We start from the raw sequence: 26,084 nt of genomic DNA, 5'->3' as shown, positions 1-26,084 counted from the left end.
CCCGTCATTTTTGGGGCAAGGAGCGGAGTGGGCCCCTTACCTCCTGTTCATTAAAGCTGTCATAAAGGTCAGAAAGGTGTACGTGCCTGCTTTCACGGTTGGCTGTGCCTGGTGATCTCTTGTTGGATCAAGACAGACAATATCCATGGCTGCCGTTTTGGAGGAAAGTCCCGCAGCATATACGGCAGTAAATAGTTCTTCAGTACTCATGCCGCCTGGTGTGGATGCGGGAACACCCGGCGCAAAACCGATATCCAGCACATCCATGTCAATGGTGACATAAATTTGGTCCACTTTTGATTCCAGCTGCCGGATTGATTCTTTAACCGTTTCTTCAATTCCCCGTCTTCTGGCTTCCTTTAAGGTAATATAATTTAGCTTATGCTCTTTAGCATAATGGACGAGTGACTGGCTGTTGAAAAAGCCATGAAGGCCAATATTGTAGACATTTTCTCCTTTAATTTTGTTGTTTTGAATCAGGTTTCGGATGGGCGTCCCATTTGTCGGTCCATGGTCTTCAAGACTTCTGAGGTCAAGGTGCGTATCCAGCTGGAGAATGCCGATTTCTTTTTCAGGCTCCAGTTCCTTCAGGCCGCTGACCAGCATGGCTGTGATGGAGTGATCTCCTCCGATCGCTATTGGGAAAGAATCAGGAAATTGCGTCCGTACGTCCTTCATCGTTTGCTTTATATTGGAATGGCATTGTGGAATATCCGTGAAATGCATTTTCACGTCACCAAGATCAGCAACTTTCAGTTCTTGAAGATCCCTTTCAAAATCCAGATTGTACGTGGAGAATCCATTCCAGGACCTCCTGAAGGATTCAGGGAATTCAGATGCTCCTGATGCACTTATCGATGAGCGGGAAAGAGGGACACCGAAAAGCACGACATCCCAATTGTCTTTCTTTAATTCCTCTCCCCTCTGGATTTGGCGAATCCATTCACTCACCTTTACGTCAGTTCCCAGTTCGGTTTGCGGCCAAAAAAACCCGGGAGGATTTATTGTTGGTAGCATAAGCTTCCTCCTTTAACGACCACTTCCCCATTTTTAATCACTGTGTCTGTGTGGTTCATGCCGTAGTGATACTGCATTTGCATATAGTTCGGCACATTGAGTAGAAGCAAATCAGCCTTTTTGCCGGGTTCTATGCTTCCCACTTCTTCTGCCCGATTGATCGCATGTGCTGCATTAATGGTAGCGGCGGCAATCGCTTCTGCAGGTGTAAGTCCCATGTGCATGCATGCAAGATTCATCATAAATGGCATGGAGCAGGTTGGCGAAGAGCCGGGGTTGCAATCGGTTGATAATGCAACTGGAACACCCTTATCAATCATGCGGCGGCCTCTGGCTGCTTCAGCCATCAGGAAGAATGCTGTGCCTGGAAGAAGAACGCCGATTACTCCCTTTTCAGCCATCATTTCCATGCCCTTATCAGATGCTCTGAGCAAGTGATCCGCAGAGATGGCACCAACTTCTGCAGCAAGCTCGGCCCCCTCATAGGGTTCGATTTCGTCGGCATGGATCTTAGGAATAAGGCCATGCTTCTTCCCTGCTTCAAGAAGTTTTCTGGACTGCTCCGGTGTGAATACCCCTCTTTCGCAGAAAATATCATTGAATTCGGCGAGCTTTTCTTCCGCGACTTTCGGAAGCATTTCTTCAATAACTAAATCTATAAAGGCATCTGGATTCTCTTTGTATTCAGCAGGAACTGCATGTGCTCCCATAAAGGTGCGGACAACCTCCACCGGATGCAGTTCATCCGCTTTACGGGCTGCTGTCAGCTGTTTTCGCTCTGTTTCCCAATCCAGTCCATATCCGCTTTTTGCCTCTATCGTGGTTACTCCGTGTTTAAGAAAGCGATCAAGACGGACAAGGCTCGCATCTACCAATTCCTCTTCAGATGCGTTTCTGGTCATTGAAGTGGTAGCATGAATGCCCCCGCCATTGTTCATAATTTCCATATACGTCGCCCCGTTCAGGCGCATATTGAACTCCTCTTCCCTGCTGCCTGCATATACGAGGTGTGTATGCGGATCAACAAGCCCTGGAAGGAGGATTTTTCCTGTCGCATCAATGATTTCAGCTTCCTGAAGCCGGCTTTGATATTCAGCTTGGAGTTCCGCTGTGGTCCCTGCTGATTTAATTCTGTCCTCTTCAATCCATACTGCTCCGTCTTCAATGATGTGAAGCTCGCTCATTTTTTCTTTGGTGAGGGGCTGTTTGGAGCCGCCCTTTAAGGTGATCATCTGATTTGCATGTTTGATAAAAATAGGTTTTGAGTGCATTTTGTGCTCCTCCTTAAAAAATGGAAGTTCCAATCCGCAGAAAATTACGGATTGGAGGGCTTCCTCATTGAATATATTCATGGTTATTTGCAAGTTTAAGGGTTTTATTTGCAGAATTGACTGGTCTATTTGCAAATTAGCATGGTTTATTTGCAAATTTTTCGTTTCTATTTGCAAAGTTCATAAAAGGAAATCTTTATTTCATCATTGGAATGTTTACGCCTTTTTCTTTTGCTGTTTTGATAGCAAGATCATAGCCTGCATCTACATGGCGTACGATTCCCATTCCAGGATCTGATGTAAGGACGCGTTCAAGGCGCTGTTCCGCTTCCTTCGTGCCATCCGCAACGATTACCATTCCTGCATGAAGAGAGTAGCCCATTCCTACGCCGCCTCCATGGTGGACGGAAACCCAGCTTGCTCCGCCGACCGCATTTATCAGAGCATTCAGGATTGGCCAGTCTGCCACTGCATCACTGCCGTCCTTCATGGCTTCTGTCTCGCGGTTTGGAGATGCAACTGAACCGGAATCCAGATGATCACGCCCGATAACAATCGGTGCTTTTAGTTCCCCGCTGGCAACCATATCATTGATGATTTTTCCGAATCTTGCGCGCTCTCCATAACCAAGCCAGCAAATTCTTGAAGGCAGCCCCTGGAACTGAATTTTCTCCTGTGCCATCTTGATCCATTTGCAAAGGTGTTCATTATCCGCAAATTCGCGCATGATCACTTCATCTGTTTTATAGATATCTTCCGGATCTCCTGATAATGCTACCCAGCGGAAAGGCCCTTTCCCTTCACAGAACAACGGACGGATGTAGGCAGGCACGAATCCAGGGAAATCAAACGCATTCTCGACACCCTCATCTTTTGCAACCTGACGGATATTGTTTCCGTAATCAAATGTAACTGCGCCCTTCTTTTGCATGTCCAGCATTGCCTTAACATGGACAGCCATGCTTGCTTTTGATTTCTGGACGTATTCAGCAGCATCTTCCTTTCGCAGAACAGCTGCTTCCTCTAAAGAATAGCCAATCGGGACATAGCCATTTAAAGGATCATGCGCGGAAGTCTGGTCAGTCAGGACATCCGGGATGAAATTCATTTCAAGCATTTTTGGTAAAATTTCAGCTGCATTGCCTAATAGACCGATAGAAAGCGGACGTCCTTCCTGTTTTGCCTCTTTTGCCAGTTTAATAGCTTCTTCAATGGAATAAACCTTTGTATCCAGATATTTCGTTTCAAGCCTGCGGTCAATGCGGTGTTCATCCACATCAATGGCAATGCAGACACCATCATTCATGGTTACGGCAAGCGGCTGAGCGCCACCCATTCCGCCAAGGCCTGCTGTTAACGTAATCGTCTGTTTCAGTGAGCCGGAGAAATGCTGTCTGCCAAGCTCTGCAAATGTTTCGTAAGTTCCTTGGACGATTCCCTGGCTGCCGATGTAAATCCAGCTTCCGGCTGTCATTTGGCCATACATCATCAGGCCTTTCTTATCAAGCTCATGGAAGGTATCCCAGTTTGCCCAGGCCGGCACCAGATTCGAGTTGGCGATCAATACCTTTGGTGCATCTTTATGTGATTTAAATACTGCAACCGGTTTTCCGGATTGAACAAGTAGTGTTTCATCGTCTTCTAATTCATGCAGGGTTTTTACAATCGCATCATAGCAATCCCAATTCCGGGCAGCCTTTCCAATCCCGCCGTAAACAACCAGCTCCTCCGGAATCTCTGCAACCTCTTTGTCTAAGTTATTCATAAGCATGCGGAGTGCCGCTTCCTGAATCCAGCCCTTTGCATGGAGCTCACTGCCTTGATAATTTTTAATTTCTCTTTTTGTTTCCGCTTTCATTGTTATCCCTCCAATGTTATCTCATATTTAGATTTTATAATGAGAACTATCTGAAAAGTAGAATAATTAGGTTTGATTTTTTGTAAAATTGTTAGATTATTTTCTTGGATTTTGTCTATTTTTATATTAATATTAGTGTTTTTATAAAAATATACAAAAATAAAACCCCCTTTTAAAAGGAGGTTTTGTGCAGACTTTTTCTAAATTGATTCGGCGGCATACCTTTAATTTTACTGAATACTTTATTGAAGTACTGCTGATTGCGAAAACCGCAGACGGATGAGATTTCATTTATGCTCATTTCTGATTCCTGCAGCAGCTTAGCAGATTGCCTGATCCGGGTTTCGTTAAGGAGCTCCCGAAATGACTTTCCGCATTTTTTCGCCAGCATGGAGCTAATATAGTTTGGGTTTCGATCTGCATATTCAGCTGCCCTCTCAAGGGTGACAGATGAATCCCAGTAATTTGTTTCTATGAAGTATTGAACTCTGTCTGTAAGATCCAGCTTCAGTTTCTTATCAGATCGAATGGTTTCAAAAACATAGGAAATGAAGCTGATCATTTCATTAATAATGCGGTAAATCAAGGGCGAATAAAGAATCGTCTGGAATAAACGAAGGTACTCCTTCTCCATTTCTCCGTCGGCCAGGCGGAATGTCTTCATATGCCTGCGGATTTGCGCAAGAATACTGGTCAGCCGGATTCTGATAAGCCCGGGTTCCGGATATGGATCTTCCAATATAAGAAACTCTTTGGAAAACCATGATTTGATTCCTTCTAAATCAGCCTGATTCAGAAAATCAATCCAGCTGCTCTGTTCCTCGGGAGTTAAGAACGGATCAATTGAAACCCATTTAGGCAATGAGGCTTCCTCAATTACCTGATTAAATCCCCTGTAAAAAGTTAACTCCATCAATTTTCTGTTCGCATCATAATGGTTTTTTAGTGTATTCTGATCATCCTGGCCAGTATGAATGCTTATGGCGATTGGTTCAGCTGAGGTTTCCTGCCAATTCCTCATGAATCTGACGCTTTCCTCTTTCCATGATACGCCCGGTTTTTCAGCAACTATCAGTACCATGTCACTTAAAATAAAATGATCGACTTTTTTCTGGAAGCCATAGCTTTCCAGAAATTCATATAACTTTGGAAGCTCAAGGACATTCTCAGTTTTTATGCCAATGGAAAGAAAACGTTCTGCCGGTTCTGGAGCTTCTAAAAATATATCCTGATAATTAAATGCTTTATCAGTAACCATTCCGGAGCTTTTTAAAGCCGCTGGAATTCTCAGCTTCTGGCGCCTATGAATGTTTCGTGCGGATTTCAATAAAATATCAGCTGAAATGGGCTTAAGTATTAAATCGGCTACACCCATGTCAATGGCTCGTTTTGCCTGTGAAAAGGTCGCTTCCATCGTAAGTGCAATAAGATCCGGCCCTATAATTTGAATGGTTTTTAAGAAAGAGCTGTATCTATCTTCCTTTATCAGATCCAGTTCAAAAATCAGCAGATCGGGCTGAAAAGTCTCAAGCTTTTTAATAAGCCCTGCCTCATCTTCGGCAGCCTCTACTTCCCATGCGTTCATTGAAGATTTTAGCAGCCACTCTATACCCTTTGTATCGTACTCATCCCGATTGGCCACAAGTACCTTGTACATGCTGCCACATCCTTTTTAATTCTATTATGAAATAATTTTTCAGCAGCTGTAAAGAAAAATCGGAAAAATCCCGCAAATAGTAGACAAGTTATGAGGCCCTTACAGCATATCTATATATGGACAACTAATTTTGGAAGGAGTATGAGCATGCCTTTTCTTGTATTAAAGAAACGCAGCATCATTGCCTTTGTCATCATATTTTCAGTCATTGTTTCTGCATCCCTTTGGTTTTTTTCAAAGTCGGACAGTTTGACGGTATTCAACCAGAATGAAGGCGAAAAAGTCCGGGAAATCCATATGGTTACAGGAGAGTTTAAAGCAAAGCTGCCTGATGGCAAGGAAATTGAAGCGTATCGCTGGGATCCGGGAACCATTTTTCTCGAAAAAAATGAAAAGGTTAATCTGAAGATTTGGGGAGTTAATGGAATGGAACACCCTTATATTATCGAAGGAACGGATATTAAGGGAGTTGTAAAGAAAGCTGAAGAAACAGTGGTCCCTCTTCAATTTGACAAAGAAGGCGTATACCGTCTGGTTTGTCTTACTCATCCGGATAAGGATAATAGCGGACCGATGATTGCTTATATTGTAGTAGATTAATGGGCAAAGCAAAAGCACCGGATTTCTCCGGTGCTTTTCTTTACTGTCTGGCTCCAGCTCCTACCCCTTTGAGGTGTCGGGGGTGGGCAAGGCGCTTCTGCTTTTCCTCTTATCTCCCAATAAACATTTGTGTCCAATAGTGTCCGTAAGTTCCGCCCTGAGCGTAGCCTACTCCGATTTCTGTGAAGTTCGCAGATAGGATATTTTTGCGGTGTCCTTCACTGTTCATCCAGGCAGTTACTACTTCCTGAGGCGTTTTTTGCCCGGCAGCAATGTTTTCCCCGGCAGTCCTGTAGGTGATTCCGAAGCTCTTCATCATATCAAACGGGCTTCCGTATGTAGGGGAGTTATGATCGAAATATCTCTTATTAATCATATCCTGAGATTTGTACCTTGCTACTCTGGCAAGCTCCCAATTCGATTTTAACGGCTTTAATCCATACTTTGCTCTTTCCTGGTTAACAAGCTGGACGACCTGCTCTTCCACCCCTGTTGTGGCTTTTGAAAGAGTAGGGATATTCACCTTTTGCCCTGGATAAATGGAGTTCGGATTTGAGATCTGCCCATTGGCATTGATGATTTCAGAGACCCCAACCTGATACTTCATGGCGATCTTCCACATCGTATCCCCTGGCTGAACGGTATGTACTGTTGATGCTTTTGCATCAAAATTGAATCCAAAGACAAGTGCGACAGACAACATTTAAATGAATGAAATTTTTGATAGTGTTTTCATATTTATATTTAATCAAAATCTTTTATTCTTATAAACAGGTAATTGTTGGGCAGAATGTAAGAATTTCAAAGTGATTGCTATCTTTTTATTATCCAGTGTTCCATCTGTATATATAACAGTTCTAAGATTCCGGGGGTTTTGTAATACACGTTTTACTTGAAGTTGTATAAAACATTACATTTCACAATACGTTCAAAATCCTTGTGATTTATTTCACATTAAATCTGTTATATTGAGAGTATAGTAAAGTTGTAATAACTGTTACACCAATAATCCCTTTGAGGTGAACTGGCATGGAAAGATGGAATGGCTTTAGAGAAGGCATTTGGACACGTGAAATTGATGTTAGAGATTTTATATTAAAGAATTTTGCACCTTTTTCCGGAGATGAATCATTTTTGGAAAGCCCGACAGATGCTACATCGTTATTATGGGAAAAAGTAATGGATCTCACTAAAAAAGAGCGGGAACAAGGCGGCGTGCTCGATATGGACACAGAAATCGTCTCTACTATTACCTCACATGGACCTGGTTATCTCGATCAAGATAAAGAAAAAATTGTAGGTGTTCAGACTGACCAGCCGTTTAAGCGCTCACTTCAGCCATTTGGCGGAGTCCGCATGGCTGTGGCTGCCTGTGAAGCATATGGCTATGAAGCCAGCAAAGATATGGAAAAAATATTTACGGACTACCGCAAAACACATAACCAGGGTGTGTTTGATGCCTATACTGATGAAATGAAACTCGCCCGTAAGGCCGGCATTATAACCGGTCTGCCTGATGCATATGGCCGGGGCAGGATTATCGGTGATTACCGCAGGGTTGCCCTTTATGGGACTGACCGCTTGATTGAAGCCAAAAAAGCGGATTTGAAATCAACCACACGTGTAATGACGGAAGAAAATATTCGATTGAGGGAAGAAATTTCAGAACAGATCAGAGCTCTGAAGGAACTGAAGCAGCTGGCAAACAGCTACGGTTTTGATATTTCTAAACCAGCAGGAAATGCTCTTGAAGCTTTCCAATGGCTGTATTTCGCTTATCTTGCCGCCATCAAGGAACAAAATGGTGCAGCTATGAGTCTTGGCCGTGTTTCCACTTTTCTTGATATTTTCATAGAAAGAGACATAAAGAACGGAACACTTACCGAGAAGGAAGCGCAGGAGCTTGTTGACCATTTTGTCATGAAGCTGCGCCTTGTAAAATTCGCAAGAACGCCTGACTATAATGAATTATTCAGCGGTGATCCTACATGGGTGACAGAATCCATAGGCGGCATGGCGCTTGATGGCCGTCCGCTTGTCACAAAGAATTCATTCCGCTTCCTTCATACCCTTAGAAATCTTGGTCCGGCTCCGGAACCAAACTTAACGGTTTTATGGTCCGCCAAGCTTCCTGAGAATTTTAAAAAATATTGTGCCAGGATGTCAATCGAAACAAGCTCAATCCAATACGAAAACGACGATATCATGCTTCCTGAGTATGGCGATGATTATGGAATCGCCTGCTGTGTTTCTGCAATGGAAATCGGAAAACAAATGCAGTTTTTCGGAGCAAGAGCCAACCTTGCAAAAGCTCTATTATATAGCATTAATGGCGGCAAAGATGAAATACTTAAGGATCAGGTCGGCCCGGCCTATGCCCCAATAACATCAGACATCCTTCATTATGAGGAAGTGATGGAGAAGTTTGATTTCATGATGGAATGGCTGGCAGACCTCTATATTAATACTTTGAATATCATTCATTACATGCATGATAAATATAGCTACGAACGAATCGAAATGGCACTGCATGACTCTGAAATTCTCAGAACAATGGCCACTGGCATCGCAGGTCTGAGTGTTGCGGCCGATTCCCTAAGTGCCATCAAATACGCAACCGTTAAAGCAGTCCGTGATGAGAATGGGATCGTGGTTGATTTTATAACAGAAGGAGATTTTCCGAAATACGGAAATAATGATGATCGCGTTGACAGCATCGCTATAGACCTTGTTGAACGGTTTATGAAAAAGCTCCGCAAGCACCAGACTTACAGAAACTCTATGCATACCATGTCGATCTTAACCATTACTTCAAATGTGGTATATGGCAAGAAAACTGGAAATACACCTGATGGAAGGCGTACCGGAGAGCCATTTGCGCCTGGTGCAAATCCAATGCACGGAAGAGATACGAAAGGAACGCTTGCGTCCCTGTCTTCTGTTGCAAAATTACCATACAAACAGGCGCTCGATGGCATCAGCAACACCTTCTCCATTGTCCCTAAAGCACTCGGAAAGGATGATGAAAGCCGTGTGCGCAATCTGGTATCCATACTCGATGGATATGCTATAAAATCCGGGCATCACTTAAATGTCAATGTATTTAACAAAGAAACACTTCTGGATGCCATGGAACATCCGGAGGAATATCCGCAGCTGACCATTAGGGTTTCAGGCTATGCAGTGAACTTCATTAAGCTGACTAAAGAGCAGCAGCTTGATGTAATAAATCGAACATTCCATGAATCCATGTAACCAATCGGATAGCGGGCCATTTTAATCGGCCCCCTTCTTCAAAAAGCTTTAGCAAGGTGCAGCTGCGGCTGCACCGGTGCTTATGGAAAGGAAGATGATCATGCACGGCAACATTCATTCAATCGAGACATTCGGTACAGTAGACGGACCTGGCATCCGGTATGTTATTTTTACACAGGGGTGCCTCCTGCGCTGTCAATTTTGCCATAATGCAGATACTTGGGAAATTGGAACTGGGAAGCAAATGTCCGTTTCAGAAATCATGAATGACCTGCAATCCTATCTCCCTTTCTTCGAGGCTTCCGGAGGCGGCATCACAGTCAGCGGCGGTGAACCTTTGCTGCAGCTTCCATTCCTTATAGAGCTTTTTAAAGAATGCAAGAAACTTGGCATTCACACTGCCATAGATTCATCAGGAGGCTGCTATTCCAGCTCCCCGCTTTTCCAGACGCAGCTGAAAGAGCTTATGAGCTATACAGACCTCGTGCTGCTGGATTTGAAGCATATTGATAGGGAGAAACATAAAAAACTGACAGGACTTACAAATGAACACATTCTTCAATTTGCCCGGTATCTGTCTGACCATCAGGTGCCTGTGTGGATCCGCCATGTGCTGGTGCCAACAAAGTCTGATGATGAACGGGATTTGGAACGATTAGGAAGCTTTATTAAAGAATTGAACAATGTGGAAAAAATCGAGGTTCTCCCCTACCACAAGCTTGGTGTATATAAATGGGAAGCGCTTGGCTTGGAATATCCGCTGAAGGATATTGAGCCTCCGAACGAGGAAAAAACGGAATGGGCTTATCGGATTTTGGCTGGGTTATAGGATCTTAGATGAAACGTTTTGCGTGGTTAGCCCCAATTTTGTGATTGGGGCTTTGTTTGTATCTTGTATTTGTCGATTGTTACAGTGCGAGTGCCGGGTTCGGACTCAAAAACACAAACGGATGCTCGCTGAGTCAGAAGTTGGCATGGGTTCTGACACAAAACCGCGAACGAATGCTCGCTGAGTCAAAATTCATCAAAACTTCAATATCATTTACCCCTCATATAAGCTATAATTAAAGTGAGGTGGATAATTATGACAATTACATTTAAAAAGCCTAAGTGGCTGGTTTTTGGTGTACTTTTATCTATGATTCTGTGTTCCAACTACATCCTATACAGAACCCCGCTATTTGGTCCGGTTCCGGATGGTGCGGCTGTTGGCTCTTTGATTGATTTGCTCGTTGTTGTTCCGCTGTTGGCGTATTTCCTTATCTTGCGGAAAAGGTATTCGCTGAAGTATTTAGGGGCAGTTATTCTAGCAGGATACGCAGCTGCTTATTTTATTATCCCTGCCAGCCAATTATCGCAGTTTGCCTTTTTGCCATATGTAATTGTTTTTTCCGAAGCGCTTTTTATTGGGCTGGAGCTGTTTATTGCCTATAAGATTCTTACTAAGCTGCCTGTACTTTTAAAAGAATACCGCAGGCTAAACGATATTAATTCCCTATTTCTCTTTAATGTTAAGAGAGCGGCTGAAACGCATTTGCCGAATAATAGGTTGGTAACTGTATTCGTCACTGAATTCGCCATGTTTAATTACGCCCTGTTTTCATGGAAAAAGAAGCTTTCCATAAAGCATGGAGATTCATTCACCTACCATCAGAAAACAAGTGTAAATGCTGTTTATATTATGCTGATTCATGCGATAGCCATTGAGTCGATCGGACTTCATTATTGGCTTCATTCATGGAATGCAATTGTGGCATATATCATCCTAATTGCAAATATTTATGGCATTATGTACTTCCTGGCAGAGATAAACGCCACCCGCTTAACCCCTTTCGTCCTTACTAATTCTCATTTGCTGCTGCAAACCGGATTCTCAAAAAGCATGTACCTTCATTTGGAGGAAATCAAGGAGATCAACTATTATGATGGCCCCGAAAAGTTTAGCAAACAAGAAATGAATGATATATTTGATGCAAGAGTGCCTGATCTTATCCAGGAAAAGCCGATGTTCGAAATTATACTGAAGGAGCCGGCAGTTTATGAGCTGATGTTCGGCATTAAAAGAAAAGCAAGCCGCATTGTTCTGAATGTGGATGAACCGCAGAGGTTTTATCAGGAGGTTTCGAACAAATTAGCTCAAAAGTAAAAGGAAAATCCCCAGGGATTTTCCTTTTTGTGTACATTATTTCCACCAGTTATCGTGCATGGATGCAGGCATCTGGCGTTTATGTTGGGAAACGATGTAACGTTTTTCAATCTTCTCTGCGGCTTCCGGACTTACTGATTTTCCTTCAAGGTAGTCATCCAATTCATCGTATGAAATACCCAGTTCCGTTTCATCAGCCTGTCCGGGTTTTTGGTCCAGAAGATCGGCAGTCGGCACTTTTAAGTAAAGTCTTTCTTCTGCCCCAAGCTCTTTAAGCAATGCCTTTCCCTGTCTTTTAGTCAGTCCGGATAATGGCAGGACGTCTGCTCCGCCATCACCATATTTTGTGTAGAATCCTGTCACTGCTTCTGCTGCATGATCCGTCCCGACAACCAGCAGGCCGTATTGGCCGCCAACTGCATATTGGGCGATCATTCTCATGCGGGCTTTCACATTGCCTTTATGAAAATCCTTTAAAGGTTCCTCCGGCAATATACGATCATATTCGGTTTGTACTTCATCCACTGCATTTTTAATGTTAAATACAACTTCACGGTCAGCCTGAATAAAAGAAAGCGCCAGCTGTGCATCCTCTTCATCCTGCTGTACACCATATGGCAGGCGGACTGCCATGAAAGTTGCCTCTTTGCCTTCATTTCGCATTTCTTCAACGGCGAGCTGCGCAAGTCTTCCGGCGAGAGTGGAATCCTGGCCCCCACTTATGCCAAGTACATACCCTTTGGCATTCGATTTAACAAGGTAATCCTTTAAAAACTGAATTCTGTTTTTTATCTCTTCTTTTGGATCGATTACTGGATTCACATTTAAATCTTCCATAATTTCTTTTTGCCTATTCATTACAGGTTCCTCCCTCTTCATAAAGCTTCAGCTCTTTATATTTTGTTTTACCTGGCTGATCATGTTCATTTTATTATCCCAGCACTCCTGGCTCAGGTCGACCGGGTATTCCTCCGGATTAAGAGAACGGCGGTACTCGTCCCATAATACGTTGAGATTTTCCTTTGCAAAGCTTTGCATCTTTTTTAAAGATGGAACTTTGTAGGTGAGCTTCCCTTCCTGAAAAATCACTTTATGTAATTCTCTCGCATCAAAATTAGTAACGAATTTGCTTACGAACGTGTGAACTGGATGGAACATCTTAAGCTTTGGTTCAGCTTGAGGATTTTCATGATCCAGCGCAATATAGTCTCCCTCTGATTTATGGTTGTCTTTGTTAATAATCCGATATACTCTCTTCAGGCCTGGGGTAGTCACTTTCTCCGGATTGCCGCTTATTTTGATTGTGTCAGTCATCTTGCCATCTTCATTTTCGATTGAAACGAGTTTATAAACAGCTCCTAATGCAGGCTGCTCATAAGCCGTGATCAATTTTGTGCCAATGCCCCAAATATCGATTTTCGCTCCTTGAGCTTTAAGGTTAATGATGGTGTATTCATCCAGATCATTTGATGCAATAATCTTAGTATCATGAAAACCGGCATCATCCAGCATTTTTCTCGCTTCTTTGGACAGATACGCCAAGTCCCCGCTATCCAGTCTAATTCCTTTAAAGTTAATTTGACCTTCCATTTCCCGGGCCACTTTAATGGCGTTTGGGACTCCGGATTTCAGCGTGTCATACGTATCGACGAGAAAAACACAGTCCTTATGGGTTTGGGCATATTTCTTAAAAGCGGTATACTCGTCCTGATATGCCTGTACAAAAGAATGGGCATGTGTCCCTGCAGCTGGAATGCCAAATTTCTTGCCAGCTCTTACGTTGGAAGTGGCATCAAAGCCGCCAATATAGGCTGCTCGCGTACCCCAGATGGCTGCGTCCATTTCCTGAGCCCTTCTGGAGCCAAATTCCATAGCGGTCCCATCGCCAATCACTTCTTTGATTCGTGTCGCTTTTGTCGCAATCAAAGTTTGGTAATTTATAATATTTAATAGTGCTGTTTCCACGATCTGGGCTTCTGCCAGCGGAGCTTCTACACGCATAATTGGCTCATTGCCAAACACAAGCTCTCCCTCTTCCATTGATTTAATGGTTCCTGAAAAAGTCATGTTTTTCAGATAATCGAGGAAATCATCAGCATAATTCAATTCATTTTTTAAGTAAAGCAGGTCACTTTCGGTGAATCTGAAATTCTCAATATACTCGATGACCCTTTCAAGGCCTGCAAAAACACCATATCCATTCCCAAAAGGGAGCTTCCTAAAGTAGACTTCAAAAACGGCTTTTCGATTATGTATGTTGTCTTCCCAATAAGTCTGCGCCATATTGATCTGGTACAAATCAGTATGCAAAGCTATACTGTCATCCGCAAATTCCCTGTCCATAATGCAACCTCCTGTGACAAATCTTCCTAATAAATTTCTTATCGGCTAGTATTCCCTATTCATATCTTTCTCATCTTAAATGAATGGAAAATTTGCCTATTATTTTTATAGTAGTGAAGTTCAAAGGCTTAAGCAAATTTTTTAACCTGAAATATATACGGATATTTACCCATTTAAGACTTTTTTACACATTCTCCAACTGCTGTTCGTTATTTTGAACAAGTGATATTATCGCGTTATAACTCTTTAAAATTATTTCCCGATTATCTGATGCTGTGAAGTTATTTTAGGATAAGAAAGCATTTTCACCCCCCTTTTGCAGTAATCACCAACCCTCCGCCCTCCGCATAAGATGTCATGAACTGACAAGGAGGGCTGTGAGATATGGAAAGACGGGGCCTTTTGCCTTTTGTTGTGACCGCATTTTTTGCCGTAATGATTTCACTCTTTACTTTTTCGCTTATGGATTCAAAGGATGCCGAGCCGCCAAAAACAGAGACCGTTCCGGATGGCCAGAGCACAAACCATGACAGTGATATCTCGAATGAAGTAAAAAATAATATTAAAGGCAATAAAGCCAATGTGAATAATTCAATTGACAACGATTTAAATAATGGTGAAGATAGTCAAATTGAAAATAATGTTACAAATGATATAGAGGTAAATGTTGATGTGAATGTAACCAATACGATAAAAAATAAAGCTGATAAAAACCAGGACTCCGGTCAAAAAGATAATGAAAAGGAAAATAGCAGCGGCGGTAAGGGTAAGGAAAATGACCAGGACGGCCAGTCAGGGGATGATGAAGTCGTTTGGGGTGTAGACTCGGCAAGTCTCACTACAAGCGACTTGCTTTCTTGTGTTCGTGAAAACTTTGGATCTCCTAAAGTATGGGGACGGTATTTAGGTGAAAAAGAAGGTGTATCAGCAGGCATTACACCCGAAGAGGCTGAACTGCTGCAGGACAATGATATTAAATTACTCGTGATATGGAATCGATTTAATGATGCAACAGGCCTTGAAAATGGACAGAGTGAAGCAAGAGCAGCTGTTCAATTGGCAAAGGAGCTGGGGATACCCGAGGGTGTCGCGATTTTTGCGGATATCGAGCCTAACTATCCTGTCGACTCTTCTTTTATAAAAGGCTGGTATCAAGCCATGTCGGAATCACCCTATGAACCTGGCATTTACGGGATTTTTGATAAGGAAAAGGTCCTGATGAAAGCTTTCGATCAGGCTGCTGCTGAAAACTCTCCCCTTCTTGATAACACATTTATATGGACTGCTGCGCCGAATAAAGGAATCACCGCTAAGAAACAGGCGCCTGAATATAAACCAGAAGCTCCGGAAAACTCACTGATTGCAGGCTGGCAGTATGGAATTGATGCGAAGGCATGCAATATCGATACAAACTTATTTAACAAAGACATTTTGGATGTTCTTTGGTGAATAAAAATATAGAATTGTATTGGCGAGGTTTACTTTTAATATATTATTTACAGAGTTGATTGGAGCGGAAGGTGCGAGACTCCTGCGGGAGTAGCGGGACAGGTGAGACCCCGCAGACGCGCAGCGTTGAGGAGGCTCACCGCCTGCCCCGCGGAAAGCGAGCAGCCTGGAGCGGAAATCAACGGACAACATTGTTGGCAAAAACAACATTTTATACGAAAAGAGCCAAAAATAAAGAGCCCCTAAAGGCTCTTTTACATTTTAAAGCTGTTTTTTGGCAATCCGTTATTCCAAATCTGATTCATGATAAAGGGTGTGCCGATAAACACAGGAACAATATAATAGCTGAGACGATAGAACATGAGAATCAAAAGCCCCAGTTCTGATGGGACACCCTGGGATTCCAGTCCAATTAAAAATACAAAGTCAAAGGATCCTATTCCGCCTGGTATCATACTCGCAATACCGGCACAAGCAGAGATGATGACAATCGGAAACAAAACAAAAAATGGAATCGATACTTCAAGGGCTCTGGCAATTCCCCAGATACATATGATAATAAACAGCCACTCCAGTAATGAAACCGTCAGCAGTTCCCCTGCAAACCCCTTCTTGATATGCTTTGTATTCCAAAATGACGACTTAAAAAAGTAAACGCCCAGCAGCAGCGGTGTGTAAGCAGCGACAGCCCAGACTGCGAGCTTTATAAGCTTTACATCATCATACAAATGTAAATCGGTAAATAGGACAACCCATGATAATATAGACAAGCCTGTAAGGTAAAAAAGTGACAGCTTGGCAATTATTTTGATATACGGTGTACTGCCTGTCAGGTAATCTTTATAAAAATAGGACCTGAGTGTAGCTCCTGCCACACCTCCCAGTCCGATAAAGTTAGAGAATGCGTTAGCAGATAAAGAATAAAATACAAGCTTTTTTTTAGGAACCCTTATTCTGAACAGTCTTTGCAATATTTCATCATAAAAATACATTGGAAAAAGTGCAGCCAGTCCCAATAAAAGGATAAAAAATATTCGGCGGACGGTTAGCCGTTCAATATAAAGCTCAAGGAGAGCCCAATTAAAATCAGTGAATATCCCTTTTGCTTCAAGCATGACAAACAGCAAAATGAATAAGGGTACAAGGAGTTTGGCAAGCGTGATAATTGTTTTTTGTTTGAACAAGGACAAAATACCCCACCATTCATTAAGTGAACTAGAGATAATTTAATCTCCCTGATAGAGTGTATCATACAAAAGCTTAATATATATATACTTTTTCCTATTATATTCCTATTTAGTGACAATAGAATGGACAAGAAATAAGTTTTTGCAAATGGTTCAATATCAGCAATTGTTATCAATACAGCATTCAATTATACTTACATATGTGAAATGAGGTGAATGGACATCTTTGAACTATTAATTGAATCTTCTTTTATTTCATCAGAATATACTCTTTATTTAACATATATCATTGGATTAGCTGCTAAGCTGTTAATTATTTGGAAAATCACGCCAGCTTTTTATAGTCCCGGTAATATCGGGAATGAACAAAACGAATGCTGAAAACCTTCCAGAGTTTTGCATGGACCGGGCCTTAATTTGCGATTCGATACAGTCATGGATGGCAAAGCTGATCCTGAAAAAAGGCGACCAAAGCGATGAGCCGGAAAGCCTCTCCCCTATTTTATAATAAAAATATAGCGGGAGGTTTGACCTGAATGAGAAAAATAAAACGGTTGCTGGCCATTACTATGATCACTATATTGCCAATATTCTTATCTGCCTGTCAGGCACATGGAGGACAAGGAACAAGCTTTTTCCATCATTATTTTGTCAATCCGTTTGCATTGGCCATACATGGAACGGCTGTCTTCTTTCATGGTAATTTCGGACTGGCCATTATCTTCATTACTATCATGATCAGGCTGATATTAATGCCTTTAATGCTTAAACAATATAAAAATCAAAGCTTAATGAAAGAAAAAATGGATAAGTTAAAGCCTGAACTTGAAAAAATCCAGCAAAAACTGAAAATAGCGAAAAAACCGGAGGAGCAGCAAAAGCTGCAGCAGGAAATGTTCGGTTTGTATCAATCACACGGAGTGAATCCTTTGAATGCGGCGGGATGCCTTCCAATCTTAATTCAAATGCCCATTTTAATGGGGTTCTATTATGCCATTAGAGGAAATCAGGAAATTGCGGCACATTCATTTCTATGGTTTAATCTGGGTTATTCTGACATTTGGATCACGATCATTGCAGGAATAGTGTACTATCTTCAGTATCGGTTCACGCTTAGCAATATGACTGCGCAAACGCCAAAGCAAATGAAATTCATGGGTTTAATGTCTCCTGTAATGATTATGCTGGTTTCTTTAAATGCTCCTGCCGCTTTGCCGCTATACTGGACTGCGGGCGGATTGTTTTTAGTTTTTCAATCATGGCTTGGAAGAAGATTATATAACAAGAATAAAACTGATCATGTGCAGTTTATGTCAGAATCGTAATGAACGAGGAGCGGGCTTAATGCCTGCTCCTTTCTTGTTTAAAGAAATTTGAATAACAGTATCTATTCTTGGAAAGATAAGGGGGAAAATCAAAAGGAGGAATGTGTATGATTAAGCATAAATTTTTGATGGCAGGAGCACTGTCAGCTGCATTGCTTGCAGGCTGTGCCACGAATGATACTGATATGAATGAAACAGCTCAGAGAAACAGAGACCTGACAGAGCCGACTAAAGTGAACGACAGCAGCTATGGAGAAAATGGACGCACCACTGAGCCGGGGATTGATCTTACCCGCACGGGAACGGACAATGATAATCAAAATGATTCTCCGAGAATGAAGGTTGCTGATAAAGCTGCCAATAAAATTACCTCTATACCAGAGGTTGAGTCTGCGAATGTCATCGTAACAGACAATAATGCCTATGTGGCCGCAAGGTTAAAAGATGGAAATGGGGAATTGACTAAGGATGTCGAGGGGAAGATTTCAGATCAGGTTAAAGCCGTCGATCAGGACATCGATAACGTATATGTTTCTGTTAACCCCGACTTTTATGACCGAATGACAGGATACACAGAGGACATTCGGGCAGGTCATCCAGTAGCAGGATTTTTTGATGAATTTACGCAAACTGTGCGCAGAATTTTTCCGACACAAAGGTAAAAAGAAAACGGCCCATAACAGGCCGTTTTCTTTTGCGATCAAGCATCCTGGAAGTAGTCTTTATAAAATCCGCTTACTTTTCCGGAATTGTCTACAATGAAATAAAATTCTTCCGTTTCATTTTTTACATCATAGATATTCCCTGCTGTTAAAGCCCGGTTTACAATGTATTTTGCTGCATCAGTGTGCACACATTTTACTTTTTTCAGTGTTTCGCGTTCATGCCAATTTAAATGAATCACTTTTGCCACTCCTTCAAAGTCTGAATTGCTTATATGTTTAGTTGTTTAGTTTTTATTATAATGAATAGGAACGGTTGTCTGCAACCAGATTCTCTTTAGTGGCTGGCATTAATCTCATTATTTTTCGAAGTCGCTTGATTTTATCAGCCTCAAATGTATAAACTTCTCCAGTTAACGAGTTTTTCATTGTTACATAGTTAATTTCGCAGATTTGGTCTGTTCGTACTAATTCCAAATAATCATAATGTTCATTATCATATTCCACTTCATAAAAGCCATTATCTGCTAAAATTTTCATTTTGATGACCCTCTTTCTAAGATGATGGCAAAGGTTATATACCACCCGCTTAGCCTGTTTCAAACCACCAAATGAAATTTTACAGGAATTAGCTTAGTTTTTCCCACTCACTCAGGTGCATTGGATTTAGGTGTGGTTTTTCCTCCCCTCCAAGACAGCGATATATTCTAATGAGTGGCCGTCCGGATCATAAAAATAGACTGAAGCAGCCGGCATCCATGTATGGACAATTGGTTCTGCCGGTGATAGGCCAAAGCTTTCCCTGACCTCGATCTCTTTTCCGGTTAAAAACGGAATAATTCCCCGGAGCTTCTCAGGCGAAACAGAAAAGGCTATATGATTTCTCCTTATTGGGGTGTCTTTTGTTTCCCAGATGCCCAGCATGTTCTCTTTATTTTCACCCAGAAAGAAAAATGCTGCTTTCCTGTCTTCTGTTGTGTAAGCAACTTTAAAGCCGAGGTTTTCATAAAATTTGATGCTTCTTTCCAAATTGCTTGAGTTTAGATGTGCTTCATATAATTTTGCTCCCTGCATGGTATGGTCCTCCAATTCATTTTTTATCTGTTTTTATTGTATAAAAAGGAATACCCTTGCCATACAGAAAAAAGGATGAACTTGTGTTCATCCTTTAGTCGTATGCTATCATGCATCCAGTCGAATCTTAACTCCCAATTTTTCCAGCTGCTGTTCGAGCTTTTTGTAATAATCATCACTTACTCTTCCTCTTGCGCCACGGAGAATTTCAAGAGCGTAATGGTCAGGCGGGGGCAGCTCCCCTTTTTTATTATAGACATGGAAAGTCAGGACATTTTTGTACAATTTGCTCCCTGCCTGGACATTTACAAAGGCAGGACGGTACCATTGTCCGTAAAAACCTTCCCTTTGGAACAGATATTCAACAGCTTCAAAGGGGAGTTCATATAAAACGCCTTCAGTAACACCGCCATTTTCAATAATATCTGCCCTTCCTCCATCATCTCTGGAAAACAGGTATTGCATTGAATAGCCGGCCAATATTCCCCCGCCTACAATCGTTTTGAAATGGTGATCTACCTTGGCCACGCAAAATCGTTCATCATCCATACAGGATCCGTAAGCAAAATAATAGTTCTTCTCCGGCTTATCCTTCATAAGCTGGTATAGCTTCCAATCTCCGTGAAGGATTGGTTCTGCAAGCAGGTCATCCCTTGAGGATACATATACAAGTGCATTTACTTCTCCATTATCCGTATGGACAGTCTGTTCTACCCTGTCGTATAAGTTGTCTTTTCTGCCCGGGATATAATCTTCCAAATCATCCAGATCGGAAAAATGATCCAAATGCACTTCATAAAGCTCGCCATACACTTTTTGGTCAAGTGATGGTTTCATAGATGGATAGCCCAGTCCCGTATCAAATAATTCTCCGTATACCCATGCCTGCTCGGCAATGCAGGGACTTCCTTTTAGAACAAAGTGATTTGTTTCATGCATTCTTAAGGTTCCATATACAAACAATTTCTGTGTAGTCATAAGCAAAACATTCCCCCTTGGTTCTCTCTTTTGTCTATTATAGTATCATTTTCTGAAGATTCTTTTCAAAAAAGAAGACGGAGAAACATCTCCGTCATTCCTGGCATTGGCAGGCATCCAAATTCTTTATTACCGGAAGCCTGCAAATTAGTTTGTTATTTGAGGTATTATGGTGTGGTGTTATTAAATCCATTTCTTTTTGTTTTGCATTCATTAAAGCTTCCATTACATACATTTCATCATACATCTGCTCTCGCTCCTTTTCTCATATCTTTAATACCATTTTAATTTCTCAAAAGCTTTATCACATTGGCTCTGAGGAGGAGATATTTTAAGTCTTTTGAACGAAAGAAGATGGAAAATGAAAAAAAAACCTGCGGGAAGTTCCCCCGCAGGTTTCGTATGGCTATTGTTTTAATGTATTAGCATTTTCAATGACTTCTTTAGCCTGTTCACGCAATCTGAACTTTTGGATTTTGCCTGAAGCTGTCATTGGATATTCTTTAATAAATTCCATATAGCGTGGGATTTTATGGCGAGAAATTTTTCCTTTGCAGTAATCGCGAAGTTCTTCTGCCGTTAAGTCAGAGTCTTCCTTCGCAATTATCCAGGCGACCACTTCTTCACCATATACAGCATCAGGAACCCCAACCACCTGAACGTCGAGAATCTGCGGATGAGTATAAAAGAATTCCTCTATTTCACGTGGATAAATATTTTCTCCGCCGCGAATGATCATATCTTTTAGTCTGCCGGTAATTTTGCAGTACCCGTTCTCATCCATTACAGCGAGATCCCCGGTATGGAGCCAGCCATCCTCATCAATAGCTTCTTTTGTAGCATCCGGATTTTTATAATATCCCTTCATGACATGGTAGCCTCTGGTACACATCTCCCCCTGGACGCCGGCAGGGACTTCGTTATTTGTGCCCGGCTCTACAATTTTTACTTCTACATTCGGCAATGCCCTTCCGACAGACTCGACTCTAAGTTCAATTGGATCATCTGTCCGTGTCTGGGTTATGACAGGCGATGACTCTGTTTGTCCATAGGCAATGGTTATTTCGCTGGCGCCCATTTTTTCGATAACGCCTTTCATGACCTCAATTGGACAATTGGAGCCAGCCATTATGCCTGTACGAAGGGTGGATAGATCATATTTGCTGAAATCAGGATCATTCAGCTCTGCGATAAACATTGTCGGCACCCCATGAAGGCCTGTACATTTCTCATCCTGGACCGTCTGCAGAACAGCTTTAGGACTGAATTCCTGCACTGGAACAATGGTGGCGCCGACGGATATGCATGCCATCGTTCCCAGCACACAGCCGAAGCAATGGAAAAATGGAACAGGAATACATAAGCGGTCATCTTTTGTTAATTGCATACAATTTGCGATATTATATCCATTGTTAACGATGTTATTGTGGGTTAGCATAACCCCTTTTGGAAAGCCTGTCGTTCCGGATGTGTATTGCATATTTATGGCATCGTAAGGATCAAGGCTTTCCATCCGCTCATCGAGTTCACTGTCAGTGACAGATTCGCCCATCCGGATAATATCTTCCCAGCTGTATGTCCCTGGAAAGCGCTTTTCTCCCATTACGAGAACGTTTTTTAAGAAAGGAAGTTTTTTGCTTTTCAGCTGCCCCGGTTCGGAATCCTTCAGTTCAGGGACAATGCTGTATAGCATTTCTATGTAAGAGGTTTCTCGGAACTTTTCCATCAGAACAATCGTTGTACTATCAGATTGCTTTAATAGATATTCGAGTTCAGCAGCTTGATAGTTTGTATTAACGGTTACAAGGACAGCTCCCATCTTGCCTGTTGAAAACTGGCACGTAAGCCATTCCGGCGTGTTTGTCGACCATGCGGCAATATGCTCCCCTTTTTCAAGGCCCAGCTTCATGAACCCTTTGGCAGCAAGCCTGCAATATTCATTAAACTCCTTATAACTCATTCGGAGACCGCGATCGGCATAAACTACAGCTTCATGATCAGGGTGAAGGCCGGCTTTCTCCTCCAGGAGCTTCCCTACTGTAAGATTCAATAATTCTGTCATCCAGAAATCCTCCTTGGTATATGATCTCATCATTATGCAAAAGATTCCTCTAAGAAGAATGTTATAAAACGCTTACATTTTATGTTAACATATATTGCTGAATATTCAATATTTTCATATAGTGATAGTTTATTATTTTTATAAGATGAAAAAAGCTCCCCTTAAAAAGGAGCAGCAGGTTTAAGTTGTAACTTTTCTCCCGTTAAAAATAAAGACCTTCATATAGCCATATTTCTTTTTCAAGGCTTGGCGTCAATTGAACAGCAAAGGGCTTTTCACCTCTTTTTCGAAGGACCTCCATCGTCCTTCCATTCTCGTATAATGGCTGGCAAAAGATGATATTTACTGAACCAATCACAATGGATGCTCTTTTTTCTTTTCTGTCATGGCTTATGTAAATATCAACCCCGGAAGCTGGCGTGATCTCCTGCCATGCTGACGCAGATTTTTCACAGTCTTTTGAAGCTATATAGACTGCTTCAATCTTTTTAGCAGCAAGCTTCTCATCAATTAAGCCTTGTTGTCTCAGTACTTCTAATCTTTTATCGTCTTCCATGCCCCAGTCAATAAAGAAAGGGTATTTATAATCTGGGTCTTCCTTTATAAAGAGCATTTTCCATGAAAGGATGCTTCCATCAGCCCTCTTTCTGCTTCCATCAAAGATTGGAAAGGTCTCAAAGCCCTTTTCCGTTAATTCACTCTGCAGCTCCTCAATATTATTGGTTCGGAAACAAATTTGGCCAATCCCTTCTCCAAGTCTGATTTCTTCTGTCAGCTGTTTAATAAGAGGATTATCTGTACTTAAGGCAATATGATCCTTTTCAATCGATAAAAATTCGAGGTAGGAATGCCCAATGTACAAAAGACTGTTATAAGTTCCCCAGTTTTCATGACTGCCCCCGGTGATTGCCTTATATCCATGATCCCTCCATTTTGAAGCAGCAGCAGCCGGCTCAGCATTTATAAAGTGAACAATATGATCAAGCGTTACATTCATATGAAGATTCTCCCTTTATTCAGTAGTTAGATAAATTTTACCTTTCCTATAAAACAACGTCTACTGTCTGCTCTTGGGATTAGAATTTGCAGAAAAATGTCACCATAATGTAATAAATCTTTTTTTAATAAAGGGTTCACAAAATCTTAAATAACCTTTACAATAATAAAAAATAGAATATTCAATCCATTTAACCAGGAGGTATGCATAATGAAAATTATGAGTAATGAACAGCTGGTCGTCTCGTATCGTGATGCATTAAAGTCAGGGTCTGAAAAGGAATGGATTAGGATATTAAAAACAGAAATTCAAAAACGCGGCTTAAGACCGTTTAAAGAGTAAGTTTCAAATTCCATATTAGTTAGCCAAATACTTAGTGAATATGTAGAGCGGGAGCTATTCCCGCTTTTTTTATTATCTTCGGACGTAAGCTGTAAGTTTGTTTGCTTTTTTTATATTTTCATATTCCTCTTCATTTATAACCCCTAATTTCTTTAAGACCGCACTATACTGAAGAATTTTCATTTGCCTTCTTTTCAAGGTTATCACCTGCTTTTTAATATACTATTCATAACCTGTACATTGTTTCCTTAATGCAAATAATTTTCCATAACGAAAGCGGAAGCGCCTTGCTCACCCCGACAAGCACAAGACGATCCACCTGGAAAGGCGTTCTTTGCCTTTTTGGGTGGATGGGCTTGTGACCTCGAGGGGGTAGGCGCTGGAGCTGGATGCAGATACTCTTCCACAGTATTAATATCGTTCATTTTTATAGTTTCCTACGCCAATAAAAAACCAGAACGGAATTCCGCTCTGGTTTCATTATTTATTAAGATTCGAAAAGAAGGCTTTCCGGATCTTCAATCAGTTCTTTAACACGTTTCAGGAATGTAACTGCTTCTTTTCCGTCAACAATGCGGTGGTCATAGGATAGTGCGATGTACATCATTGGACGGTTTTCCATTTTTTCAGCATCTATCGCAACCGGGCGCAGCTGGATGGAGTGCATTCCAAGGATACCAACCTGAGGTCCGTTTAGAATTGGCGTAGACATCATGCTGCCAAAAACACCGCCATTTGTGATGGTGAAGCTTCCTCCCTGCAGATCTGAAAGAGCAAGTTTATTGTCTCTTGCCTTCACTGCAAGGTCCATGATATCTTTTTCGATTTCAGCAAAGTTTTTGCGGTCTGCGTCACGGACAACCGGAACGACAAGACCTTCAGGAGCTGATACAGCGATTCCAATGTCATAGAATTTTTTCAGAACGATTTCATTGTCTTGAATTTCAGCATTTAAGTAAGGACTCTTTTTAAGTGCTGCAACAACGGCTTTTGTGAAGAATGACATGAAGCCAAGCTTAACATCGTTTTCTTCAAAGAATTTATCTTTCCGCTTCTTGCGAAGGTTCATCACATTTGTCATGTCCACTTCATTGAATGTTGTCAGCATGGCTGCCGTTTGCTGAACTTCTACCAAACGGTTTGCAATTGTCTGGCGTCTGCGGGACATTTTGATCCGTTCCACTTCTTTGCCGCCGGACGGCTGTTCAGCAGGTTTGGAAGTGGCTGCCGGTTTTGGTGCTTGCGCCTCCGGTTTTGCCTGATTTGGATTGTAGGATTCAACATCCTGTGTTCTGATTCGGCCCATCGGATCGGCTGTCGGCACCTGGCTCAGGTCAATGCCCTTTTCTCTTGCCAGTTTTCGTGCTGCAGGTGAAGCGATTGGACGCTGTCCGCCAGTTTTTTCTTCAGCTGCAGGCTGTGCCGGCTGCTCCTCTGCCTTAGGTTCTTCAGCTTTAGCTGCCTCAGGCTTTTCTTCGGTTTTTTCCGGTGCAGGTGCAGCTTGTCCGCTTTCATTCACGATAGCAATGGTTTCACCGACATTAACCGTGTCGCCTTCCTGTGCTTTGATTTCCTGTAAAACTCCGCTATGTTCAGAAATGATTTCAACATTTACCTTATCCGTTTCTAGTTCGACAACATAGTCACCTTTACTGACTGTGTCACCAGGCTGTTTCAGCCACTGTGCCACCGTACCTTCTGTAATGGATTCCGCCAATTCTGGAACTTTGATTTCTGCCACCTTAATTTCCTCCTTCTTGCTTGCGAGATAAAGTGAAACTTCATTCAGTGGGTGATTTTTCCCACTGATTGTTAGTCGCGTTCTAGTGTCGCTAAGATCTCCGCTAACGCTTCGATCAAT

Annotated in this window: 25 protein-coding genes; 9 read left to right on the top strand and 16 right to left on the bottom strand. The window is 41.9% G+C overall.

What is annotated here, in order from left to right:
* Positions 1-36: 36 nt before the first annotated feature.
* The 4 genes from LLY41_RS12625 to LLY41_RS12610 form a co-directional block, all read right to left on the bottom strand.
* Positions 37-1,017, bottom strand: a complete 981-nt coding sequence (locus tag LLY41_RS12625; protein ID WP_304585516.1) for an agmatinase family protein — start codon at positions 1,015-1,017, stop codon at positions 37-39.
* Complete coding sequence (gene hutI, locus LLY41_RS12620) at positions 1,002-2,288, bottom strand: imidazolonepropionase (protein WP_304585515.1); 1,287 nt, start codon at positions 2,286-2,288, stop codon at positions 1,002-1,004. The genes LLY41_RS12625 and hutI overlap by 16 nt, the downstream gene beginning before the upstream one ends.
* A gap of 196 nt (positions 2,289-2,484) precedes the next feature.
* Positions 2,485-4,146, bottom strand: a complete 1,662-nt coding sequence (hutU, locus tag LLY41_RS12615) for a urocanate hydratase (protein WP_304585514.1) — start codon at positions 4,144-4,146, stop codon at positions 2,485-2,487.
* 172 nt (positions 4,147-4,318) lie between these two features.
* Complete coding sequence (locus LLY41_RS12610) at positions 4,319-5,803, bottom strand: response regulator transcription factor (RefSeq protein ID WP_304585513.1); 1,485 nt, start codon at positions 5,801-5,803, stop codon at positions 4,319-4,321.
* Positions 5,804-5,950: 147 nt separating this feature from the next.
* On the opposite strand from LLY41_RS12610, the gene LLY41_RS12605 reads away from it, so the two are divergent.
* A complete protein-coding gene (locus LLY41_RS12605; RefSeq protein WP_095242776.1) occupies positions 5,951-6,403 on the top strand; it encodes a cupredoxin domain-containing protein in 453 nt (150 codons plus the stop codon).
* A gap of 109 nt (positions 6,404-6,512) precedes the next feature.
* Here LLY41_RS12605 and safA read toward each other — a convergent pair whose 3' ends face one another.
* A complete protein-coding gene (gene safA, locus LLY41_RS12600; protein WP_304585512.1) occupies positions 6,513-7,106 on the bottom strand; it encodes a SafA/ExsA family spore coat assembly protein in 594 nt (197 codons plus the stop codon).
* A gap of 326 nt (positions 7,107-7,432) precedes the next feature.
* On the opposite strand from safA, the gene pflB reads away from it, so the two are divergent.
* The 3 genes from pflB to LLY41_RS12585 all read left to right on the top strand — a co-directional run bounded on the left by pflB (position 7,433) and on the right by LLY41_RS12585 (position 11,804).
* The gene (pflB, locus tag LLY41_RS12595; RefSeq protein WP_095242780.1) at positions 7,433-9,658 is read left to right on the top strand and encodes a formate C-acetyltransferase; all 2,226 of its coding nucleotides are present in this window, start codon (positions 7,433-7,435) and stop codon (positions 9,656-9,658) included.
* A 100-nt stretch (positions 9,659-9,758) separates the two neighbouring features.
* Positions 9,759-10,487: a pyruvate formate-lyase-activating protein gene (gene pflA / locus LLY41_RS12590; protein WP_095242782.1), complete on the top strand. Its 729-nt coding sequence runs from the start codon at positions 9,759-9,761 to the stop codon at positions 10,485-10,487.
* Positions 10,488-10,742: 255 nt separating this feature from the next.
* The gene (locus tag LLY41_RS12585; RefSeq protein WP_095242785.1) at positions 10,743-11,804 is read left to right on the top strand and encodes a hypothetical protein; all 1,062 of its coding nucleotides are present in this window, start codon (positions 10,743-10,745) and stop codon (positions 11,802-11,804) included.
* Between the two features lie 36 nt (positions 11,805-11,840).
* Here the strand turns inward: LLY41_RS12585 and nadE are convergent, their stop codons facing one another.
* Positions 11,841-12,662, bottom strand: coding sequence for an NAD(+) synthase (gene nadE, locus LLY41_RS12580; RefSeq protein WP_095242787.1), 822 nt, complete (start codon positions 12,660-12,662; stop codon positions 11,841-11,843).
* Between the two features lie 27 nt (positions 12,663-12,689).
* Positions 12,690-14,147 carry a nicotinate phosphoribosyltransferase gene (locus LLY41_RS12575; RefSeq protein WP_095242789.1) on the bottom strand — a complete coding sequence of 486 codons (1,458 nt, stop codon included), beginning with the start codon at positions 14,145-14,147 and terminating at the stop codon, positions 12,690-12,692.
* Between the two features lie 384 nt (positions 14,148-14,531).
* Between LLY41_RS12575 and LLY41_RS12570 the strand changes: the two genes are divergently transcribed.
* Positions 14,532-15,596 (top strand): glycoside hydrolase domain-containing protein, encoded by a 1,065-nt coding sequence (locus LLY41_RS12570; RefSeq protein ID WP_304585511.1) that lies wholly within the window; start codon positions 14,532-14,534, stop codon positions 15,594-15,596.
* Between the two features lie 254 nt (positions 15,597-15,850).
* On the opposite strand, the gene LLY41_RS12565 is transcribed toward LLY41_RS12570, so the two are convergent.
* A complete protein-coding gene (locus LLY41_RS12565) occupies positions 15,851-16,780 on the bottom strand; it encodes a lysylphosphatidylglycerol synthase domain-containing protein (RefSeq protein ID WP_304585510.1) in 930 nt (309 codons plus the stop codon).
* 364 nt (positions 16,781-17,144) lie between these two features.
* Here LLY41_RS12565 and LLY41_RS12560 point away from each other — a divergent pair, with 364 nt between their 5' ends.
* From LLY41_RS12560 to LLY41_RS12550, 3 genes are all read left to right on the top strand, one after another.
* On the top strand, positions 17,145-17,291 hold the full coding sequence (locus LLY41_RS12560) for a hypothetical protein (RefSeq protein ID WP_304585509.1): 147 nt from the start codon (positions 17,145-17,147) through the stop codon (positions 17,289-17,291).
* Positions 17,292-17,319: 28 nt separating this feature from the next.
* Positions 17,320-18,108, top strand: coding sequence for a membrane protein insertase YidC (yidC, locus tag LLY41_RS12555; RefSeq protein WP_304585508.1), 789 nt, complete (start codon positions 17,320-17,322; stop codon positions 18,106-18,108).
* Between the two features lie 107 nt (positions 18,109-18,215).
* Positions 18,216-18,770 (top strand): YhcN/YlaJ family sporulation lipoprotein, encoded by a 555-nt coding sequence (locus LLY41_RS12550; protein ID WP_095242801.1) that lies wholly within the window; start codon positions 18,216-18,218, stop codon positions 18,768-18,770.
* 38 nt (positions 18,771-18,808) lie between these two features.
* Here LLY41_RS12550 and LLY41_RS12545 read toward each other — a convergent pair whose 3' ends face one another.
* From LLY41_RS12545 to LLY41_RS12515, 7 genes are all read right to left on the bottom strand, one after another.
* Positions 18,809-19,012: a DUF6501 family protein gene (locus LLY41_RS12545; RefSeq protein ID WP_048011117.1), complete on the bottom strand. Its 204-nt coding sequence runs from the start codon at positions 19,010-19,012 to the stop codon at positions 18,809-18,811.
* A 55-nt stretch (positions 19,013-19,067) separates the two neighbouring features.
* The gene (locus tag LLY41_RS12540) at positions 19,068-19,310 is read right to left on the bottom strand and encodes a hypothetical protein (protein ID WP_095242803.1); all 243 of its coding nucleotides are present in this window, start codon (positions 19,308-19,310) and stop codon (positions 19,068-19,070) included.
* A gap of 126 nt (positions 19,311-19,436) precedes the next feature.
* The gene (locus LLY41_RS12535; protein WP_304585507.1) at positions 19,437-19,844 is read right to left on the bottom strand and encodes a VOC family protein; all 408 of its coding nucleotides are present in this window, start codon (positions 19,842-19,844) and stop codon (positions 19,437-19,439) included.
* A 108-nt stretch (positions 19,845-19,952) separates the two neighbouring features.
* Positions 19,953-20,822, bottom strand: a complete 870-nt coding sequence (locus LLY41_RS12530) for a gamma-glutamylcyclotransferase family protein (RefSeq protein ID WP_095242811.1) — start codon at positions 20,820-20,822, stop codon at positions 19,953-19,955.
* Between the two features lie 94 nt (positions 20,823-20,916).
* A complete protein-coding gene (locus tag LLY41_RS12525) occupies positions 20,917-21,069 on the bottom strand; it encodes a hypothetical protein (protein WP_179288935.1) in 153 nt (50 codons plus the stop codon).
* 159 nt (positions 21,070-21,228) lie between these two features.
* Entirely contained in the window at positions 21,229-22,884 is a 1,656-nt protein-coding gene (locus LLY41_RS12520; protein ID WP_304585506.1) for an AMP-binding protein, read from the bottom strand.
* Positions 22,885-23,086: 202 nt separating this feature from the next.
* Entirely contained in the window at positions 23,087-23,881 is a 795-nt protein-coding gene (locus LLY41_RS12515; protein ID WP_304585505.1) for a VOC family protein, read from the bottom strand.
* A gap of 210 nt (positions 23,882-24,091) precedes the next feature.
* Between LLY41_RS12515 and sda the strand changes: the two genes are divergently transcribed.
* A complete protein-coding gene (gene sda, locus LLY41_RS12510) occupies positions 24,092-24,223 on the top strand; it encodes a sporulation histidine kinase inhibitor Sda (protein WP_035330849.1) in 132 nt (43 codons plus the stop codon).
* Positions 24,224-24,710: 487 nt separating this feature from the next.
* Here sda and odhB read toward each other — a convergent pair whose 3' ends face one another.
* Complete coding sequence (gene odhB / locus LLY41_RS12505) at positions 24,711-25,964, bottom strand: 2-oxoglutarate dehydrogenase complex dihydrolipoyllysine-residue succinyltransferase (RefSeq protein ID WP_304585504.1); 1,254 nt, start codon at positions 25,962-25,964, stop codon at positions 24,711-24,713.
* Positions 25,965-26,084: the final 120 nt, after the last annotated feature.

It is taken from the genome of Cytobacillus firmus (assembly GCF_023612095.1).
GTDB lineage: Bacteria > Bacillota > Bacilli > Bacillales > Cytobacillaceae > Cytobacillus.
This window is presented reverse-complemented; position numbering and strand designations above follow the sequence as displayed.

What these genes read in the sequence shown, in the direction of transcription:
- LLY41_RS12625 (WP_304585516.1), bottom strand. Translation starts at nt 1,017, where the DNA reads ATGCTACCAACAATAAATCCTCCCGGGTTTTTTTGGCCGCAAACCGAA.
- hutI (WP_304585515.1), bottom strand. Translation starts at nt 2,288, where the DNA reads ATGCACTCAAAACCTATTTTTATCAAACATGCAAATCAGATGATCACC.
- hutU (WP_304585514.1), bottom strand. Translation starts at nt 4,146, where the DNA reads ATGAAAGCGGAAACAAAAAGAGAAATTAAAAATTATCAAGGCAGTGAG.
- LLY41_RS12610 (WP_304585513.1), bottom strand. Translation starts at nt 5,803, where the DNA reads ATGTACAAGGTACTTGTGGCCAATCGGGATGAGTACGATACAAAGGGT.
- LLY41_RS12605 (WP_095242776.1), top strand. Translation starts at nt 5,951, where the DNA reads ATGCCTTTTCTTGTATTAAAGAAACGCAGCATCATTGCCTTTGTCATC.
- safA (WP_304585512.1), bottom strand. Translation starts at nt 7,106, where the DNA reads ATGTTGTCTGTCGCACTTGTCTTTGGATTCAATTTTGATGCAAAAGCA.
- pflB (WP_095242780.1), top strand. Translation starts at nt 7,433, where the DNA reads ATGGAAAGATGGAATGGCTTTAGAGAAGGCATTTGGACACGTGAAATT.
- pflA (WP_095242782.1), top strand. Translation starts at nt 9,759, where the DNA reads ATGCACGGCAACATTCATTCAATCGAGACATTCGGTACAGTAGACGGA.
- LLY41_RS12585 (WP_095242785.1), top strand. Translation starts at nt 10,743, where the DNA reads ATGACAATTACATTTAAAAAGCCTAAGTGGCTGGTTTTTGGTGTACTT.
- nadE (WP_095242787.1), bottom strand. Translation starts at nt 12,662, where the DNA reads ATGAATAGGCAAAAAGAAATTATGGAAGATTTAAATGTGAATCCAGTA.
- LLY41_RS12575 (WP_095242789.1), bottom strand. Translation starts at nt 14,147, where the DNA reads ATGGACAGGGAATTTGCGGATGACAGTATAGCTTTGCATACTGATTTG.
- LLY41_RS12570 (WP_304585511.1), top strand. Translation starts at nt 14,532, where the DNA reads ATGGAAAGACGGGGCCTTTTGCCTTTTGTTGTGACCGCATTTTTTGCC.
- LLY41_RS12560 (WP_304585509.1), top strand. Translation starts at nt 17,145, where the DNA reads ATGAACAAAACGAATGCTGAAAACCTTCCAGAGTTTTGCATGGACCGG.
- yidC (WP_304585508.1), top strand. Translation starts at nt 17,320, where the DNA reads ATGAGAAAAATAAAACGGTTGCTGGCCATTACTATGATCACTATATTG.
- LLY41_RS12550 (WP_095242801.1), top strand. Translation starts at nt 18,216, where the DNA reads ATGATTAAGCATAAATTTTTGATGGCAGGAGCACTGTCAGCTGCATTG.
- LLY41_RS12540 (WP_095242803.1), bottom strand. Translation starts at nt 19,310, where the DNA reads ATGAAAATTTTAGCAGATAATGGCTTTTATGAAGTGGAATATGATAAT.
- LLY41_RS12535 (WP_304585507.1), bottom strand. Translation starts at nt 19,844, where the DNA reads ATGCAGGGAGCAAAATTATATGAAGCACATCTAAACTCAAGCAATTTG.
- LLY41_RS12530 (WP_095242811.1), bottom strand. Translation starts at nt 20,822, where the DNA reads ATGACTACACAGAAATTGTTTGTATATGGAACCTTAAGAATGCATGAA.
- LLY41_RS12525 (WP_179288935.1), bottom strand. Translation starts at nt 21,069, where the DNA reads ATGTATGATGAAATGTATGTAATGGAAGCTTTAATGAATGCAAAACAA.
- LLY41_RS12520 (WP_304585506.1), bottom strand. Translation starts at nt 22,884, where the DNA reads ATGACAGAATTATTGAATCTTACAGTAGGGAAGCTCCTGGAGGAGAAA.
- LLY41_RS12515 (WP_304585505.1), bottom strand. Translation starts at nt 23,881, where the DNA reads ATGAATGTAACGCTTGATCATATTGTTCACTTTATAAATGCTGAGCCG.
- sda (WP_035330849.1), top strand. Translation starts at nt 24,092, where the DNA reads ATGAAAATTATGAGTAATGAACAGCTGGTCGTCTCGTATCGTGATGCA.